Origin of the sequence: Nostoc sp. NZL (assembly GCF_015714705.1) — a bacterium.
Lineage (GTDB): Bacteria > Cyanobacteriota > Cyanobacteriia > Cyanobacteriales > Nostocaceae > Nostoc > Nostoc foliaceum_A.
Genome location: NZ_WBKL01000216.1, coordinates 1 through 15,796, shown reverse-complemented (window position 1 = coordinate 15,796; position 15,796 = coordinate 1). Strand labels below are relative to the sequence as shown.

Genomic DNA, 15,796 nt, shown 5'->3' with positions numbered 1-15,796 from the left:
AAGCACAAGTTGTTTAATTTTTAATTTTTAATTGCTCTCCCCCTGCTTCTAACAGTCGCCGCGTTTCCGCAGCAGCAGCTTGCATTGCGCGTTCAGGATTCATCCGACCGGATAACGCGGCGCTGAGATAACGCTGTAAAATATCTGAGGTCTGGGCATATTGCGCGATCGGCGGACGTAAAACTGCATTGTCCACAACCTCTAGTAATTGCGGATAATGTGGGTATTTAGCAACAATCTCTGGGTCTGTAAACAGTTCCCGGCGACTAGGGACATAGCCTGCGGTCAAAATAAATCGGCGCTGTGCTTCTCGACTGGTAAAATATTGAATTGCTTTCCAAGCTTCTTCGGGATGTTTTGAGGTTTTAGAAATCCCTAAACCCCAGCCCCCTAGACAAGCTGCTCCCGTCTGCCCAGGAGCATGAACCATCGGTTTAATCGCAATTTTGCCCCGAATTGGTGAATTTTCTGCCTGAGCTAAAGGCCACGCATAAGGCCAACTGCGTAAAAATGCTACTTGACCACTTTGAAACAAGCGCCGGGTATCTTCTTCTTGGTAGGTTGTCACTCCAGGAGGAGAAACGCCCTCCCTAACGGTACTACGCAAAAACTCAATGGCTCGTAATGTTTCTGGTCGATCTAGTCCCACTTCGAGGGTGTCGGCATTAACCCAGAAGCCACCAAAGCCATCGAGGACTTCTGCAAACATCGCCACAAGTCCTTCATATTGGCGACCCTGCCAAACATAGCCCCAATTCACCTCGTCTTTCTTCTGCAAGACTTGGGAAATTCGGATCAAATCATCAAAGGTTTCTGGCGGTTTCAATCCTGCTTGTTTAATTAAATCTTCCCGGTAGTAGAGCATTCCTACGTCGGAACGCACTGGAATGCGGTACAGCTTGTCTTGGTAACGTCCCCCTTCTACATCCTGGGATGAAAATGCTGCCAACTCCTCTTTAGAAATGCGATCGCCTAAAGGTAGCAACCATCCAGCAGCAGCAAACTTGGATGTCCAGATGACATCCATATTGATCAGGTCATAAGGGGATTCACCCAAGATAAAAGATGAAGTATATAGGTCTTCGAGCAAATTTGTGGCATTCGGCCCTTCAACTAGGTTAATCCGAATACCTGGGTTCTCAGCCTCGAAGTCTCTAATTAAACCCTGCCTCCAAGGTTGGGCATCAGGGGCAGTCATTAACAGATTGAGGATAACTGGTTGCTGCGAGAGTGCTACCCAACTGAACAATATAATGCTCAACAGAGTTGCTAGGAAAACCCCTATATGTAGATAACTTTGTTTTTGGATGAATTTTTGCAACTTGTTTATTGGCTTTCGGTACAGCATTACCACTAGCGATCGCTAGTTGTAATTATTAGGAAATAAAAACAGAAAATTTCTGAAAAAAGATTATTTAATATTACTTTTTTATCAAAATGCTATGAATAATAAGCAAGCAAGTCAATAAACTTAACATCAAGCTGGCTTAAAAATAAGCAATTTGATTGTAAACAAAATTAACATTTTGCTAACAAACCGTAAATAGACAGTAGCCCATTTCAAGAAAAAACTGTTTAATCAGACAGTTAAATACTACTGCTATAGATGTAAATTAATTTCTTTTTCGCAACCTTCTAAAGGTAGAGTTAGCTAGAAGAAGGGGGAGCAATGCAAATTGATTGGTGTTGGCACAGGTGAAAGTGAATGAGAAATCAAATGAAATAACGGCGATTCCAGAACTTTTAAAGGTATTACGCTTCTCTGAGAAATATTGTAATAATTGATACTTTAAACTAGTAATTACACGATGACAATATTAATCTTCATCTAGAGATGGATAAATGGTGCAGGTACATCAAAAACTAAAAGTAAACTCCCAGCGAGCAATTGCTTTACCAAAAAAGTTGACGCAAATAGTGTTTTTGTAGTACAGTGTATTACACAAAGATGAGTTAGATTAAAAAGGTTTCCTAACTAGTACAGTATGTTGAGCTACTCCCAACCCTAAAAGGGGACGGGATAACACGTGCATACTGATGATGGTTAACAGTCATCAGTTAACAATTAACAGTTAACGGCGGCTGGGCGGCTATCCCGGACACCCCAAAAAGCAAGTTGGCTTCCCGCCGCCTTGGTGAAAATCAAATTACCATTTGTACACAATTAGTTAATATTACGAGAAAAGTTTTTCAAAATCTCATAATTAACACAAAATAAGTCGATTAACGCTGCATAACTAACAAATATGGATTTTGACTATTTTAGAAGCAATGAAGGCACTCCTACAAATAATACCCGCCAAAGCTTGCTTTCTAGCGGTTGGCGACCGTTTAACCGAGAATTAGACTGGGGGTTTTTGTGGCAACTGTTGTATGGTGACTCCCGCGAATTAACTCAAAAAAGTTTGAATTTAGCGAGTAATGTTGCTGATATTTTGGGACGAAATAATTATGCTTGGTGGGCTAATTTATTAAATATTGTATCTGATAATACCCGCTACGAAGTTGAAAAATTTTGGAATTACATCACGCCAGATCCTCAATCACCAGATCATCGGTACAAAGATGTTTTGAGTACGGAAACGCCAATTGTTCAATTTGTCAGTCGTAGTAGCATTCCCATTGATTATGTTCTTAATCGACTGCAAGAAATTACTGTACTGCGAGTTTTAGGTGTGTTGGGTAATCCTGACATTATTACTCAGTATTACTCAGAAAGAGATTTCTATTTTCCTATAGATAAATTTGTTAGCTGGGAACGCTTAGACGTTATCAATACTGTTTATGCTTACTGGGCAAAGTATGACGTTTGGTTGCAAATTGATCCCTACGATCGCGGGCGACGACAATATACTTTAATGGCAAAAAATCTCGCGCCACTAATTAACAAAGCGACTTACGACTTAGCAGTTATGCTGAGTGGATATCAAAGTCGTGTAGGCAAAGTTCATAGTCAATTTTCTATTCGGACATTTCCCGCAGATATCCAAAACTTTACTGATTCTGTACAACAAGCGATTCTGAATCAAAACCAGTTAGCGGTTGTTGTACATGGGCAACCAGGTACAGGTAAAACAGTGTGGACACAGGCAGTAGCAAAAGAAATTCTTGTACCTTTAGGGTATGTAATTTTTATTTTAGATCATGATGCGATCGCTAACTTTGTCCCACCTACTTACATAGAGCGTATTTGTATCGTTATTAACGAAGCTGATAATCTAGCGCAAAATCGTGCTTTCGAGGTAGCGCAATACAATAACAAAACCGAACATATTCTCAGTTTACTGGATGGGACTTTGTATCAGAGTGTAATTGATGAGTCTGGTATTCAAATGCAGCAACGGTTAGTTGTCTTGATGACTTGCAACACTACTGAAAGATTAGATCCAGCCATGTTACGTAAAGGCAGGGTGGATTTGATATATGAGTTTACGCAACTATTTGTATGAAGGAGGCAGGAGGCAGAAGGCAGGAGGAATACTACTTTTCTTGTTAAACTACACTACTCCCGTTCGGCGGAAGCCTACTACCCATCTCATATCATGTCCGGTAAAAGACTTGTCATTAAGACCGCAGGGGGCAGGGGGCAGGGAGCAGGGGGAAAGAGAGTTTTAAGATTTTTGCATAGATGCCCTGAATAATAACTAATTAAGCGGACATGATATCAGTCTTAGTTTACATGAAAATTGCTGTAAATCTACTTTCACCAGAGTTTTACCTGTTTTTGCGATCCAAGCTGATGCTCTTTGCGCCAAGCTTGGGGAGGTAAACCATGATGTTGGCGAAACTGGCGGGAGAAGTGAGAAACATCTTGATAGCCCAATGCTTTCGCTATCTTCTCAACTGTCTGATTATTATTTTGGAGTAAAAAACGAGCGCCCTCCATCCGGCGTTTGACAATCCAGCAGTTTACAGTCTCTCCTGTCTGCCTTGCTACTCGGTTAGTTAAGTAAGCAGGTGAGTAACCAACAGCAAGAGCCACATCACACAAAGTAATTCCTTGATGATAATGGGCTTCGATAAAGTCGAAAACTTCTTTTAATTGGGGAATACAGGGAAAGATTGACTTAGAAGGAATGTTGGCTTCTCTATCAGGGGCTTCTGTACCAGAGGTTTTTTCAATAGCAACGGCAACACCTCCAGCGATCGCGGTAGTATTATCTGCAAATACTGATTTTGGAGCTTTATCGAATTTCATAGCGCACCAGTATTGGAGAGTAGCTTGCTTTTGCAAGCGAGTAGCGATCGCTCTGAGCAATTCGTCTAGTGTGGAGGGTTTGGTAAGATAGTCATCTGCTCCTAATTCCATAGCTTTGCGAACATCTGCTTTAGTACTACTGCCAGTCAGAAAAATGAAGGGAATAATTGCTGTCAAAGGATCTTGGCGTAACGTAGTTAAAACGCTATAACCATCCATATCTGGCATCGTGATATCGCAAATCACTAAGTCGGGTATACGCTCTTGTGCTTGTTGGATACCAGCAAGACCGTTGTTAGCACCTATCGTATCAAAACCTTTAGCCTCAAGACCCTTTAAGTAAAGATTGCGGGTAACGTTATCATCTTCAATGACGAGAATTTTTTTTGACGATTCATGCATCATTTTGTCTTCCCATAACTTTTTGTAGAAGCTGCTTACTAGACTCTTTGATGAGTCTGAACATAGGCAGGAGATTCATTACTTAGTTCCGAGAGTTATGATTGTTAAGTTATTAATTAATAACTATGTTCATTTCAACATTCATAACTCGGAACTACTAAACTCTGATTTGATTAATGGCAACATCACAGTAAACGTAGTGCCCACATCAACTTGGCTTTCTACAGAGACTTGACCGTGATGTAAATCTACAAGGGTTTTAAGAATTGATAGCCCTAGTCCAGTACCAGGGATACTATCAATATTACTACCACGGTAAAATGGCTCAAATATTCGTTGTTGATCTAGTACTGAAATACCGATCCCCCTATCTTTAACTTGAAAAACTACTTTCTCATTTTTGCAAGAAAGTTTAAAATCAATTGCAATGTGGGAGGGAGAATACTTTATTGCATTATCGAGCAAATTCTTCAAAATCGGCTCTAACAGTTTTTTATCTATACAGGCTATTAAGGAGTTATCTTGACTTACAAAATTAATCGATATTTGCCTAACGCTCATCTGCATTTGTGCAACTAAATCTTTACAGAACTCAACTAATTCAAATGGTTTTGGCTCACAGTTTATTTTTGCTGCTTCTGCCTTAGAGAAGAACAAAATATCATCCAGCATCTGACTCAATTGTTCGGTAGCTTTTTCAATGTGATCCAGTAGTGGTTGGATTTTCTTCTGTGTACGTTTATCTACTTCTTCCTTTAGTAAACTATTAGAAAATGAAACAATATTAAGTGGTGTACGGAATTGATGGCAAACCATAGAAAGAAAACGTGCTCTAAGTTCGCTAAGTTGTTTTGCTTGTTCTAAAGCTTGGTTAAGACCTAATTCTGCATATTTGTAATCGGTAATATCAATGCCTGCAATCATTTCTACTGGTTTTCCACCAAAATCCATTACTCCATCCAGCATTACAACCGCACAAGCTAGCCAGCGCTCCGTGCCGTTTTTTGTCAGAATATTCATCTCCTGGTATTCAAACTTAGCTGCTTCACTCTGCTTACGTATTTGCCTGGGTTTTTTACTCTTAATCAGTCGGCGAAGATCAAAGCCAGTTAGCAGTTCCTCTTTTGTGTAGCCAGTAAGTTGCTCTACTGCTGGATTTATGTAGCAAAGCCGTGTGCCTTGAATCAGAAAAGTACTGGCATCTGTCGTTTCTGCTAAAGTCCGAAATCTAGCTGCGTTCAGCCGTAATGCTTCTTCAGTCTGTTTAGATTCAGTAATGTCCCAAATACTCCAGACTCTACCAATAATGGTGCCCTCCAACAAGTGAGGCTTAGAGTAGTGTGCAAAAACTCTCCCATCTTTCAACTCCAGAATGTCGTAGCTCTCGAAATCAGATTGGCTAGACACTTCCCAAATCAGCCGACTAAAGGCTTGTGGGTCTTTAAGTTGGTTCTCAAAAAAGGCTTTGCATCGAGGACATTTCTTAGATAGGATTAGGGACTCTGGGATCTGCCACATATCCATAAACTTCTGATTCAAGCTCAGAATATCTCCCTCAAAGTTAACTGCAACAATACCAATGGCAGTAGATTCGAGAGTAGAACGAAGTAAAGAAAGAGATTTTTCTAGTTCTACTTCTTTTGCCTTGAGTTGAGAAAATTCCTGTTGTAAATTATCTTTGGCATCCCTTAATTCATCAGTCCACTTTTGCACGCTCAATTCTACTATTTGATCACTTATTTCACGAGCAAAGGCACAGCCAAATTCCATATCTTGTTGTTTTACATAGCTAATGGATATTTCTACCAGAAATATCCTGCCTCCTTTTGTCCGGTAGCGAGATTTAAAAGTAAGGGAATCTTGTGAGCTAATATCTGACCAATTGTGTAGAGAAAAATCTACGTCTATATCATGTAGCCTCATGGAAAGTAATTCCTCACGGGAATACTCAGTCATTCGGCAAGTGGCATCGTTGACGTAGAGAAACTGCGCGTTTGATCCTAAGCAGAAGGCAGCATCTACAGCTTGATTTATGAGGAAGTGAGCAAATTTCATCTCTACTTCAGGTTGTAGCGCCCATTGATTGTTTGATCTAGCTAATGTATAATCGCCAGAATTCATATTCATAATTCCTCCTGGTAATCAATCATCACCATAGCCATTAATGAGTTAATAGTCATAACTTACTAAAATCTTTGGCGCACTGTTCGGCTGTTAAAAAATAAAATTAGTTAGTAAATTAAAAAATATTACTAATCACCTTAACAAAACTTATCATACCAATAAAGAGCAAATTATTAAACCAAATTTTCCTAAAAAAACTAAATATTTCAAATTTATTTATTATTGACTTAAACAGCTTTTTATAGCTACACGAAATTTAGACTAATCAAATCAAAATTAGTCAATCAATCTTATTAGATAAGAGTTCAAAACTCTTAACTATAAGTAGAAAAGATATTTTACATTTAAACTAGCTCTGCACCAGAGCAAAGTAATAGTTCACCAACCTAAAATTGCCAAGCTTCTACTGGGAAAGGTTAAAGGAGAAAATTTTTTATCCTTTAGCCTTTTTCTAAGCAAGGGCTTTGGCGAACTACTGGTGTAGAGTCGTTTGATTCTCAACATAAATTAATTTTCAGTGCTGGGCTTGACTTAAATGAATAAATTTTACTCATCAATTTATTTTCTTAATTTATCTTAACTTACTCTCTCAGGGATTTAACTATAGATGAATATGCTTAGTCATCCGTCCTAAGAAATACATCTGTATTATAGGCACTACGGTTGTTTTTAAGTACAAATCTATAAGTTTTTGACTTATATAGAACATTGCCTTAGAGAATATACTTAATTAAAAGTAGATTATGCGTCAAAAATAATTAATTTTATTAAATTATTACGTGCTGAATCTTTCGTCATCTCTCAAAGGAAAGATAAAATTTGAACTAACTATGTCTTTATCGTTACAAATAATTGACTCAATCAGTTTTTGGTGGCAATATAAAGACCGCTAAAGAGTTGTAGTTCGGCTGTAGTTTAGCTGATTCTTTAATTTAGATAATTTGTGACGGCGAGTTTAAGAGTCAAGAATCAAGAATCAAGCTTTTTTTAGACTGTTGACTCCTTCAGGGTAACGCTAAATCACTCGTCCTATTTACTCACTAAAGATGATCCCATCTCATTATTAATATAATAGGGAGCTTTTAGAGTTACCCCCGTTGTAGCAAGTGGCGTGGGTTTGGCGGTCTAGGTTTCAGGTTTTCAATGCGTAAGTCCTACTCTTAAAGCTTGCTACACAAAGCATCTCAAAGAGAAAACAGCCACTCGCTCATGGAAAGCCACTTGCAAGAAAAGCAAAAGAATTGACAATCAGATCAAAAGATTTTCTATTGTAAATTTGGCGATTTGTTTTACCAGCGATCGCAGCATACCAATCTTTCAGAATGACTAAATTAGAAATATCGCAATCACGATACAAGCGAAAGAATTAACACCTTCATCAAAAGATTTTTCATTGCAGATACCTTTTGATCATAGTAATCATCACAAGTTAAGAACCTCTCCAGGTAGTTCAATAAGTAAATCAGCGTTATTAAAGTTAACTAAATTAAGCTTTGTAAAGTTTATGAGAAGTGCTTGTATTAAGCTTTAGTTGCTCATTTGTATACTTTTAGATGATTTAGTTTTCCCCACCAACCGACTTAAGCCTGTAATTATCACAGTAAAAGCGAAAAATTTGACACCCCCATCAAAGGATTTTTGATTGCACAACCATCTTCATCTCCTTTATTCTGGTCACAAGAAGCACAGTCTTGATTGCTGTATGCTTTTGGTAAAAATTTTTGGTAGTGCGCTCACAAGCATCAATCAACAGCGATTAACCGTTTCTACAATCGACCAGGCTAGGTCATAGCTGTAAAAGCAACAGAGTCGCCCGTATAAAATATTGCGATTGCTGTGATTGTAAACTGAAAGCTTTTGTATAACTTTATGTAATTACGTGAAACCATGAGTCAAAACTATACTGGTTCAAACTCTCCTCTAATCACCACTGAGCCATACAGGGAATTTCCAGCAAACAGATATGTAGAATCAGTGTCTGACGTTTCGCGTCAGCTTGATGAATCGGAGAATAACGGGGGAATTCAGCCATTTTTAAACGACGAAACACCCCCAACGCTCTCAGTTGCCGATGCGATCGCTCAAATGTTGGTAAGTTTGGGAGTAAACTACGCTTTTGGTGTCGCAGGTGGTGCGATGGCCAGCCTTTGGGGTGCGCTATCCAATAGCAGCATCGAGGTATTGAACTTCCGCCATGAAGCCGGAGCAGCATTTGCAGCGACTGAGGCATACTTTGCCAATAGTCGTCCTGCTGTCGTTTTTACCACAGCAGGGCCGGGGATCACTAACGCTCTCACCGGATTATTTGCGGCTCGTGGTGAAGGTGCAAAGGTGATTTTGCTGTCGGCTTGCACCTCAGCACCGCAGCGTGGACGTTGGGCAATTCAAGAAACCAGCACTTATACATTGCCCAGTGGGGGAATTTTTACCCCAGGAGCGCTATTCAACTATGCAATCACCATTGAATCTGCGGCTCAACTACCGCAGATTTTCCGCAAACTTGCTTTGGCTATGGCGCAACCAGGCGGATTTGTTGCCCATTTGAGTATTCCCACCGCAGTGCAGACAAGCTTAGTTGAGAATATATCCTTGCCTCAACTAGATGTTCCTCCGTTTCCGATGACTGCTTCTAAAGAAGCGATCGCAAAATCTGTAGAGTTATTATCATCTGGCCCCTTTGCTATCTGGGTTGGTTTCGGTGCGCGTGACGCAGCAGAGGAAATCCTTGAACTCGCTGAAAAAACCGGAGCAGCCGTCATGTGCTCACCCCGTGGTAAAGGTATCTTCCCTGAAGATCATCCCCAGTTTGTCGGTGTTACAGGTTTAGGTGGTCATGCTTCCGTATTGACATATATGGAACAGCAACCTCCACTACGCACACTCGTATTAGGAACCCGCCTTGGTGAACCAACTTCCTTCTGGAGTTCGGCGTTAGTTCCAAAAGGAGGTTTTGTCCATGTAGATATTGACCCGGAAGTGCCAGGTGTAGCCTATCAACATGTTGAAACTTTTGGAGTTCGGTCTGACATCAAAGCTTTTGTGGAAGAGTTGTTGCAGCAATTACCAGATGCACCTGATTCCACAACTTTGCCGCTACCTCGTCCAGAACACAAAGCAATTGAACCGGCTTCAGACGTAGATTATCCAGTGCGGCCAGAAGTATTGATGGCAGCAATTCAAAAGATAATTGTTGAGGATACCGATGCCATAGTCATGGCGGAGTGCGGTAACTCGTTTACTTGGTCAACTCATCTACTCCAATTTTCCGAAGCCAATCGTTACCGAGTCAGCACCGGAGTCGGCGCAATGGGTCACGCCGTCACAGGAGTATTGGGTGCAGCGCTGGCGAACAATAGCAAGGCTGTAGGGATTGTCGGCGATGGAGCAATGCTGATGAATAACGAAATCAGCACAGCTGTGAAGTACAAAATTCCCGCCATCTGGATTGTACTCAACGATGCGCGTTACAACATGTGCCATCAAGGCATGAAAATCTTGGGATTAAAGGGCGCAGATGCAACAATTCCACCCACAAACTTCGCCATGATTGCTCGTGGGATGGGAGCAGAAGCGATCGTAGTCGTCAGAGAATCAGATATCGAAGCAGCATTAGAACAAGCGATCGCATCAACTGTTCCTTTTCTCATTGATGTAGTGATTGACGCTGATCGACCAGCACCCTCTGGTGGACGCAATAAAAGTTTGGCTGCACAAGGAGTTAAATCAAGTCCGGCTCAAAATTCAGCCAAGCAAGTTTCATTTCCAATGGTTTGATTTTAAAAGCTGGCAATCTCACTCAATTGTTATAGACACTAAGACACTCTAAGAAAGCGGAATTTACAACGCAGTTTGGATTAGTCCATTCAACAAAAGATCAAGGATTCCTTAGAAGCAGTAAAAACTTTATTCCAGTCAAAAACTACACCCGAAAAACTGGAATTTCAAATTTTTGACTTTTGAGCCTTAAGTCTTTTCTTAACTCCATCTAATCTTAATATTCGAGAGTAGTTTTGTGTCTATATCTTTACATTCTGTAATAGTAATTACTTTCTCTAACCAATCCCAAACAATATCAAGAGGTCAAGATGCTGCTATTTGAAACTGTTAGAGAAATGGGTCACGAACAAGTTCTCTTTTGTCATGGGAAAAATCCCGAAATTAAGGCAATTATTGCTATCCATGACACGACTTTGGGCCCAGCGATGGGAGCTACAAGAATCTTGCCTTATGTCAACGAAGAAGCTGCTTTAAAAGATGCGCTTCGTTTGAGTCGAGGGATGACCTATAAAGCTGCCTGTGCAAACATTCCGGCTGGTGGTGGAAAGGCAGTCATTATTGCTAATCCTGAAAATAAAACAGATGATCTGTTGAGAGCTTATGGACGTTTTGTTGATAGTCTGAATGGACGTTTTATTACCGGACAAGATGTCAATATTACTCCTGACGATGTACGCACAATCAGTCAAGAAACTAAACATGTTGTTGGGGTATCAGAAAAATCTGGTGGGCCTGCTCCCATAACATCATTAGGAGTTTTTCTCGGAATTAAAGCTGCTGTAGAGTCTCGTTGGCAGAGCAAAAGACTTGATGGCATGAAAGTTGCAGTTCAAGGCTTAGGAAATGTAGGGAAAAACCTCTGCCGTCACTTACACGAACATGATGTCAAGCTTTTTGTTAGCGATGTAGATCCAGCCAAAGCGGAAGAAGCAAAACGGCTTTTTGGGGCAACTGTTGTCGAACCAACCGAAATTTACTCCCTTGATGTAGATATATTTTCTCCTTGTGCCTTAGGAGGAATTCTTAATAGTCATACAATTCCTTTTCTACAAGCTTCTATTATTGCTGGTGCAGCTAATAATCAATTGGAGAATGAGCAACTCCATAGCCAAATGCTTACAAAAAAAGGAATTCTTTATAGCCCTGATTATGTAATTAACGCCGGAGGGCTAATCAATGTTTACAACGAAATGATTGGTTATGACGAAGAAAAAGCTTTCAAGCAAGTGCATAACATTTATGACACCCTATTAGCAATTTTTGATATTGCTAAACAGCAGGGAGTTACTACCAACGATGCCGCCAAACGATTGGCAGAAGACCGGATTCAGAATGGGAAACGAAGCAAGAATAAAGCGATCGCAGCTTAATTGTTATTATCTTAAGGAGTAAAAAGTGGAAAAGAATACCTTTGCAACATCAGCTTACATTGCTACTTCACCAGAGAGCGCCTTTAACTACCTTTGTAGTTTAAAGAATTTAGACGAATGGACGCTTTATAGCCGGATGAAGGAGCAAATTGACGAAGATACCTGGCTCGGAACTGCATCTGGTTATCACAAAAATCTCTATTATCACGTTAAAAAACTAGAAAACCCGCTTTTCTACGGCATTGAGTGGCACTGTGGTTTAGAGTATCAGAAATATTTTCAGGTTTACCCTGTTTTGCTGTTTCCTACCGACTACATTGAGCCGGGGACAGATGAGAAAGGTGTGTACTTTCACTGGTTGAGCTTTGTCGATCCAAAACGGCAGACTCAGATGATTATGCAGGGAATTCATACAGTCCACACTTCCGAATGTCGTTCTCTCAAAGGTAATTTGGAACGGAAGGCTGGTCTAACCGCAGCAGCAAAAGGTCGCCACTTTATCGATACAGACACCATTTATGTTGATGCCCCTATTGAAATCGGCATTGAATACTTAAAGGATTTACAAAACATAGATGAGTGGGCACATTTACTGCGACCAAATGGTGAGATTACATCTGAGTCAGGTGAATTCAAAGATGAATATGACCAGAAGGTAAAAGTTTCTGTACGAGTTCATAGTCTAAGTAAATACTACTTGCTTGAACAAGAACACTTTTATCCAGATTACGAATATTATCAGCGTTCTGTAGCGTTACTTATCCCCACTGCTTATGCTTTTGCTGATCCAGAAGCATCTGGTTTTATCTTGCATAGAATCACATTCTGGAAAACAGATGGAACTGTAACCCACGGCAAACTTCAGATTGAAGACTTTGGGGCTGAGAGCATGAACATTAAACGTTTGCTCGAAGCCAAAGCTGGCAATCTCAAATCATTTGATCGGGGAATGAGCTATTTGCCAAAAAATCAAGAACCATTAGTCACTAGTCATTAGTCATTGGTCATTAGTCATTGGTCATTGATTATTAGTCAACTAACAAAGGACAATGGGCAATGGACAAATGACAAAGGACATACCATGAAACTCAAACAACTTACTATTACTTGCCTCACCTTTTGTGTTACCGCTTTTTCTGGAATGAAAGCTGCCTCAGCTGCATCATTTTCGGTAATCGCTGATGGTCTATATAATGCCGGTGGTTTGAGCTTTGGCCCTGATGGTAATCTCTATGTTACAGAGGCGGGAATAGGGGGAAGTGGAGCTTGTGTTCCACCAGCAAGTGGTCAAGGCGATGCTTTATGCTATGGCACAAGTGGCGCAGTTACCAAAATTGAGAATGGTAAGACCGAGCGAATACTTACAGGACTTCCTTCCTTAGCATTACCAAATGGTACTGGAGCCGGTGGCCCTCGTGATATCCAATTTGATGCTAAAGGTAAACCTTATGTTCTGATTGGGTATGGAGCTAATCCAGCCTTTCGCGATCGCAATTTAGGTTACACTGACCTCGGTAAAATCATCGCTCCAGACTTTAATACCAATTCCTGGACGAGTGTTGCTGATATAGCTAACTATGAACTCGCCAACAATCCCGATGGTGGTGATGTCAGTAGCAATCCCTTGGGTTTTGTAATAGATGGCAATAACTTAGTTGCGGTTGATGCAGGTGCAAACGCCTTACTAAGTGCTAATACTGAAAATAATAATGTGCAGGCGATAGTTGCGTTTCCCCAAGACATATTGACTAATCCAGTCTTTCCACCTTCTGGTACTCCATCAAATGAACCGTCACAGGTGCCATCTCAAGGTGAACCACCTCAATCGCAGTTTGCAGCTCAAGCAGTCCCCTCAAGTGTGGCAAAAGGGCTTGATGGTGCTTATTATGTCAGCCAATTTACAGGTTTTCCCTTCCCTGAAGGTGGAGCAAAAATCTATCGAGTTGGCGCTGATGGCAAGCCATCAGTCTTCGCCGATGGTTTTACCCAACTCACAGACTTGGAATTTGATACTGAGGGCAATTTGTATGCTTTGCAGTACGCCAATCAGTCAGCCTGGAAGGGGAATTTTGATGGTTCTGTAATCAAAATAGCTACCGATGGGACACGCACAACTCTTCTGAGTGGCAATGGATTAGAGTCGCCTAGCGCCCTAACTATTGGTTCTGACGGTGCAGTATACGTCACAAACCGAGGCGATCGCCCAGGACAAGGACAAGTTCTCAGAATTGAAAATACCAAATCTGTCCCTGAACCCGATTCTGCTTTAGGCGTATTTGCGATCGGCGTTTTGGGCATTGCTTGGCTGCACAAGAAGAGAGCGTTGACTCCTTCCTTGATAAAAGTTTCCACAAACAAATTATTTAATTCTCAATGTCTAAAGGTATGAAACTCAAGTCATTTGTTCTTACATCTGTAACATTTTGTTTTGCTGCTATTTGTGGAACACCATCTGTACAAGCTGCAACACTAACGACGATTGTCGATGGAATTAGTAATGCACGGGGTGTTAGCTTTGGCCCTGACGGAACACTTTACGTAGCAGAACCAGGTATCGGAGGTAACGGAAATTGCCAACCATCTCCGAGTACGCTGTTTCAGCCTATCTGTGCTGGTAATAGTGGTTCCCTGGTCAAAGTTACACCAGGTGGTCAGCCACAGCGCATCCTCACTAACTTTCAATCTATAGCAGAACAACCCAGTGGCAACCAAGGCGCTGGTATTCAAGACGTACAATTCGACTCTCAGGGGAATGCTTATCTTCTAACTGGGTTTGCTGGTTATCCAGGAAATCGTGATCTAGAATCACTTAACCTTGGTGCTAATTTCCCCATCCCAGAGCAGCAACTTGTTACTTTCCCGCCATCCACACCAGATAAAGTACTAAATACCCCGCTTTTAGCACAACTTTTCAAAGTTGACTTGGATACTGGCAAACTGGACAGTATTTTCGACTTCGGCAAGTATGAAATTACTAATAACCCAGACGGTGGGGATGTAGTTACCAATCCCTTTGATTTGACCGTTAGTGGTGATACTGCTTATGTGGTTGATGGGGGTGGAAACACCGCCTACAAAATCAAACTAGACGGAAGTGAGTCTGAGGCAATTGCAATTCCCAAGAAAGTCCTTAGTGCCTCAACATTACCACCCCTTCCACCAGGACAAGAACTACCTCCAGGGTTAGTAGAGGTACTTCCAGGAGGAAACATCGCAATTCAATCAGTACCGACAGGTGGCACAATTGGCCCCGATGGAGCCTTGTACGTTGCTGAATATTCAGGTTTTCCATATCCAGAAGGTGAATCGCGGATCTTCCGCATCGGCGAAGATGGCAACCCAGAGGTTTTTCTGGATGGGTTTACACAAATAACTGACTTAACCTTTGATGAACAAGGAAATTTACTAGTCTTGCAGTTCGGCGACGAGTCTCAATTACAGGGTGACTTGCGGTTCCTTCCCGGTTCTTTGATCCAAGTTGCTCCAGATTTAACTCGCACAACGCTGGTTGCTGCCGGTGAAGGGCTGGAATCGTCTGCTGGAATCGATATTGGCCCTGACGGAAATATATACATCACCAAGCGCGGTGTTGGCCCAGAACTTGGGTCGGTTGTTCGGGTGGATGGTGTCGTTAGAGAAAGAGTCCCCGAACCTACTTCAATATTTGGCTTATTAGCACTTGCTAGTGTAGGTGCAACTGCTGCGATCGGCAAGCGCAAACGTCAAGAAAAGTTGGGTGAAGAGTTTCTAGCCAAAGCAGAGATAGTCTAATTCCTCATTACCTGGCAAAGGGAGGAAAAGGGGCAGGGAGCAGGGAGCAGGGGGAAGAACCCCATACATCAATAAATATAGGGAAATGTAGGGGCTTGAAACCCTTGATTGCAGTCGAATCTTAAATCCTCCCCTGCCCCCTGCCCCCTGCTCC

9 protein-coding genes are annotated in these 15,796 nt (G+C 41.3%); 6 read left to right on the top strand and 3 right to left on the bottom strand.

Translation table 11 applies throughout. From position 1 onward, the window contains the following. Positions 1-13 precede the first annotated feature (13 nt). Positions 14-1,348: an ABC transporter substrate-binding protein gene (locus tag F8R90_RS32335; RefSeq protein WP_196514143.1), complete on the bottom strand. Its 1,335-nt coding sequence runs from the start codon at positions 1,346-1,348 to the stop codon at positions 14-16. Between the two features lie 898 nt (positions 1,349-2,246). On the opposite strand from F8R90_RS32335, the gene F8R90_RS32330 reads away from it, so the two are divergent. After that, the gene (locus F8R90_RS32330; protein WP_196514142.1) at positions 2,247-3,449 is read left to right on the top strand and encodes an AAA family ATPase; all 1,203 of its coding nucleotides are present in this window, start codon (positions 2,247-2,249) and stop codon (positions 3,447-3,449) included. A gap of 254 nt (positions 3,450-3,703) precedes the next feature. Here the strand turns inward: F8R90_RS32330 and F8R90_RS32325 are convergent, their stop codons facing one another. Further along, on the bottom strand, positions 3,704-4,603 hold the full coding sequence (locus F8R90_RS32325) for a response regulator transcription factor (protein WP_196514141.1): 900 nt from the start codon (positions 4,601-4,603) through the stop codon (positions 3,704-3,706). A gap of 138 nt (positions 4,604-4,741) precedes the next feature. Next, positions 4,742-6,721 (bottom strand): scytonemin biosynthesis sensor histidine kinase, encoded by a 1,980-nt coding sequence (locus tag F8R90_RS32320; protein ID WP_196514163.1) that lies wholly within the window; start codon positions 6,719-6,721, stop codon positions 4,742-4,744. A gap of 1,890 nt (positions 6,722-8,611) precedes the next feature. Between F8R90_RS32320 and scyA the strand changes: the two genes are divergently transcribed. From scyA to F8R90_RS32295, 5 genes are all read left to right on the top strand, one after another. Next, positions 8,612-10,498, top strand: coding sequence for a scytonemin biosynthesis protein ScyA (scyA, locus tag F8R90_RS32315; protein WP_196514140.1), 1,887 nt, complete (start codon positions 8,612-8,614; stop codon positions 10,496-10,498). Positions 10,499-10,809: 311 nt separating this feature from the next. Then, positions 10,810-11,871 (top strand): tryptophan dehydrogenase ScyB, encoded by a 1,062-nt coding sequence (gene scyB / locus F8R90_RS32310; protein WP_196514139.1) that lies wholly within the window; start codon positions 10,810-10,812, stop codon positions 11,869-11,871. A 25-nt stretch (positions 11,872-11,896) separates the two neighbouring features. Continuing rightward, positions 11,897-12,868 carry a scytonemin biosynthesis cyclase/decarboxylase ScyC gene (scyC, locus tag F8R90_RS32305; protein WP_196514138.1) on the top strand — a complete coding sequence of 324 codons (972 nt, stop codon included), beginning with the start codon at positions 11,897-11,899 and terminating at the stop codon, positions 12,866-12,868. 84 nt (positions 12,869-12,952) lie between these two features. Further along, positions 12,953-14,260 (top strand): ScyD/ScyE family protein, encoded by a 1,308-nt coding sequence (locus F8R90_RS32300; RefSeq protein WP_196514137.1) that lies wholly within the window; start codon positions 12,953-12,955, stop codon positions 14,258-14,260. Then, on the top strand, positions 14,257-15,642 hold the full coding sequence (locus F8R90_RS32295; RefSeq protein WP_196514136.1) for a ScyD/ScyE family protein: 1,386 nt from the start codon (positions 14,257-14,259) through the stop codon (positions 15,640-15,642). Before F8R90_RS32300 ends, F8R90_RS32295 begins: the two co-directional genes overlap by 4 nt. The last annotated feature ends 154 nt before the right edge of the window (positions 15,643-15,796 follow it).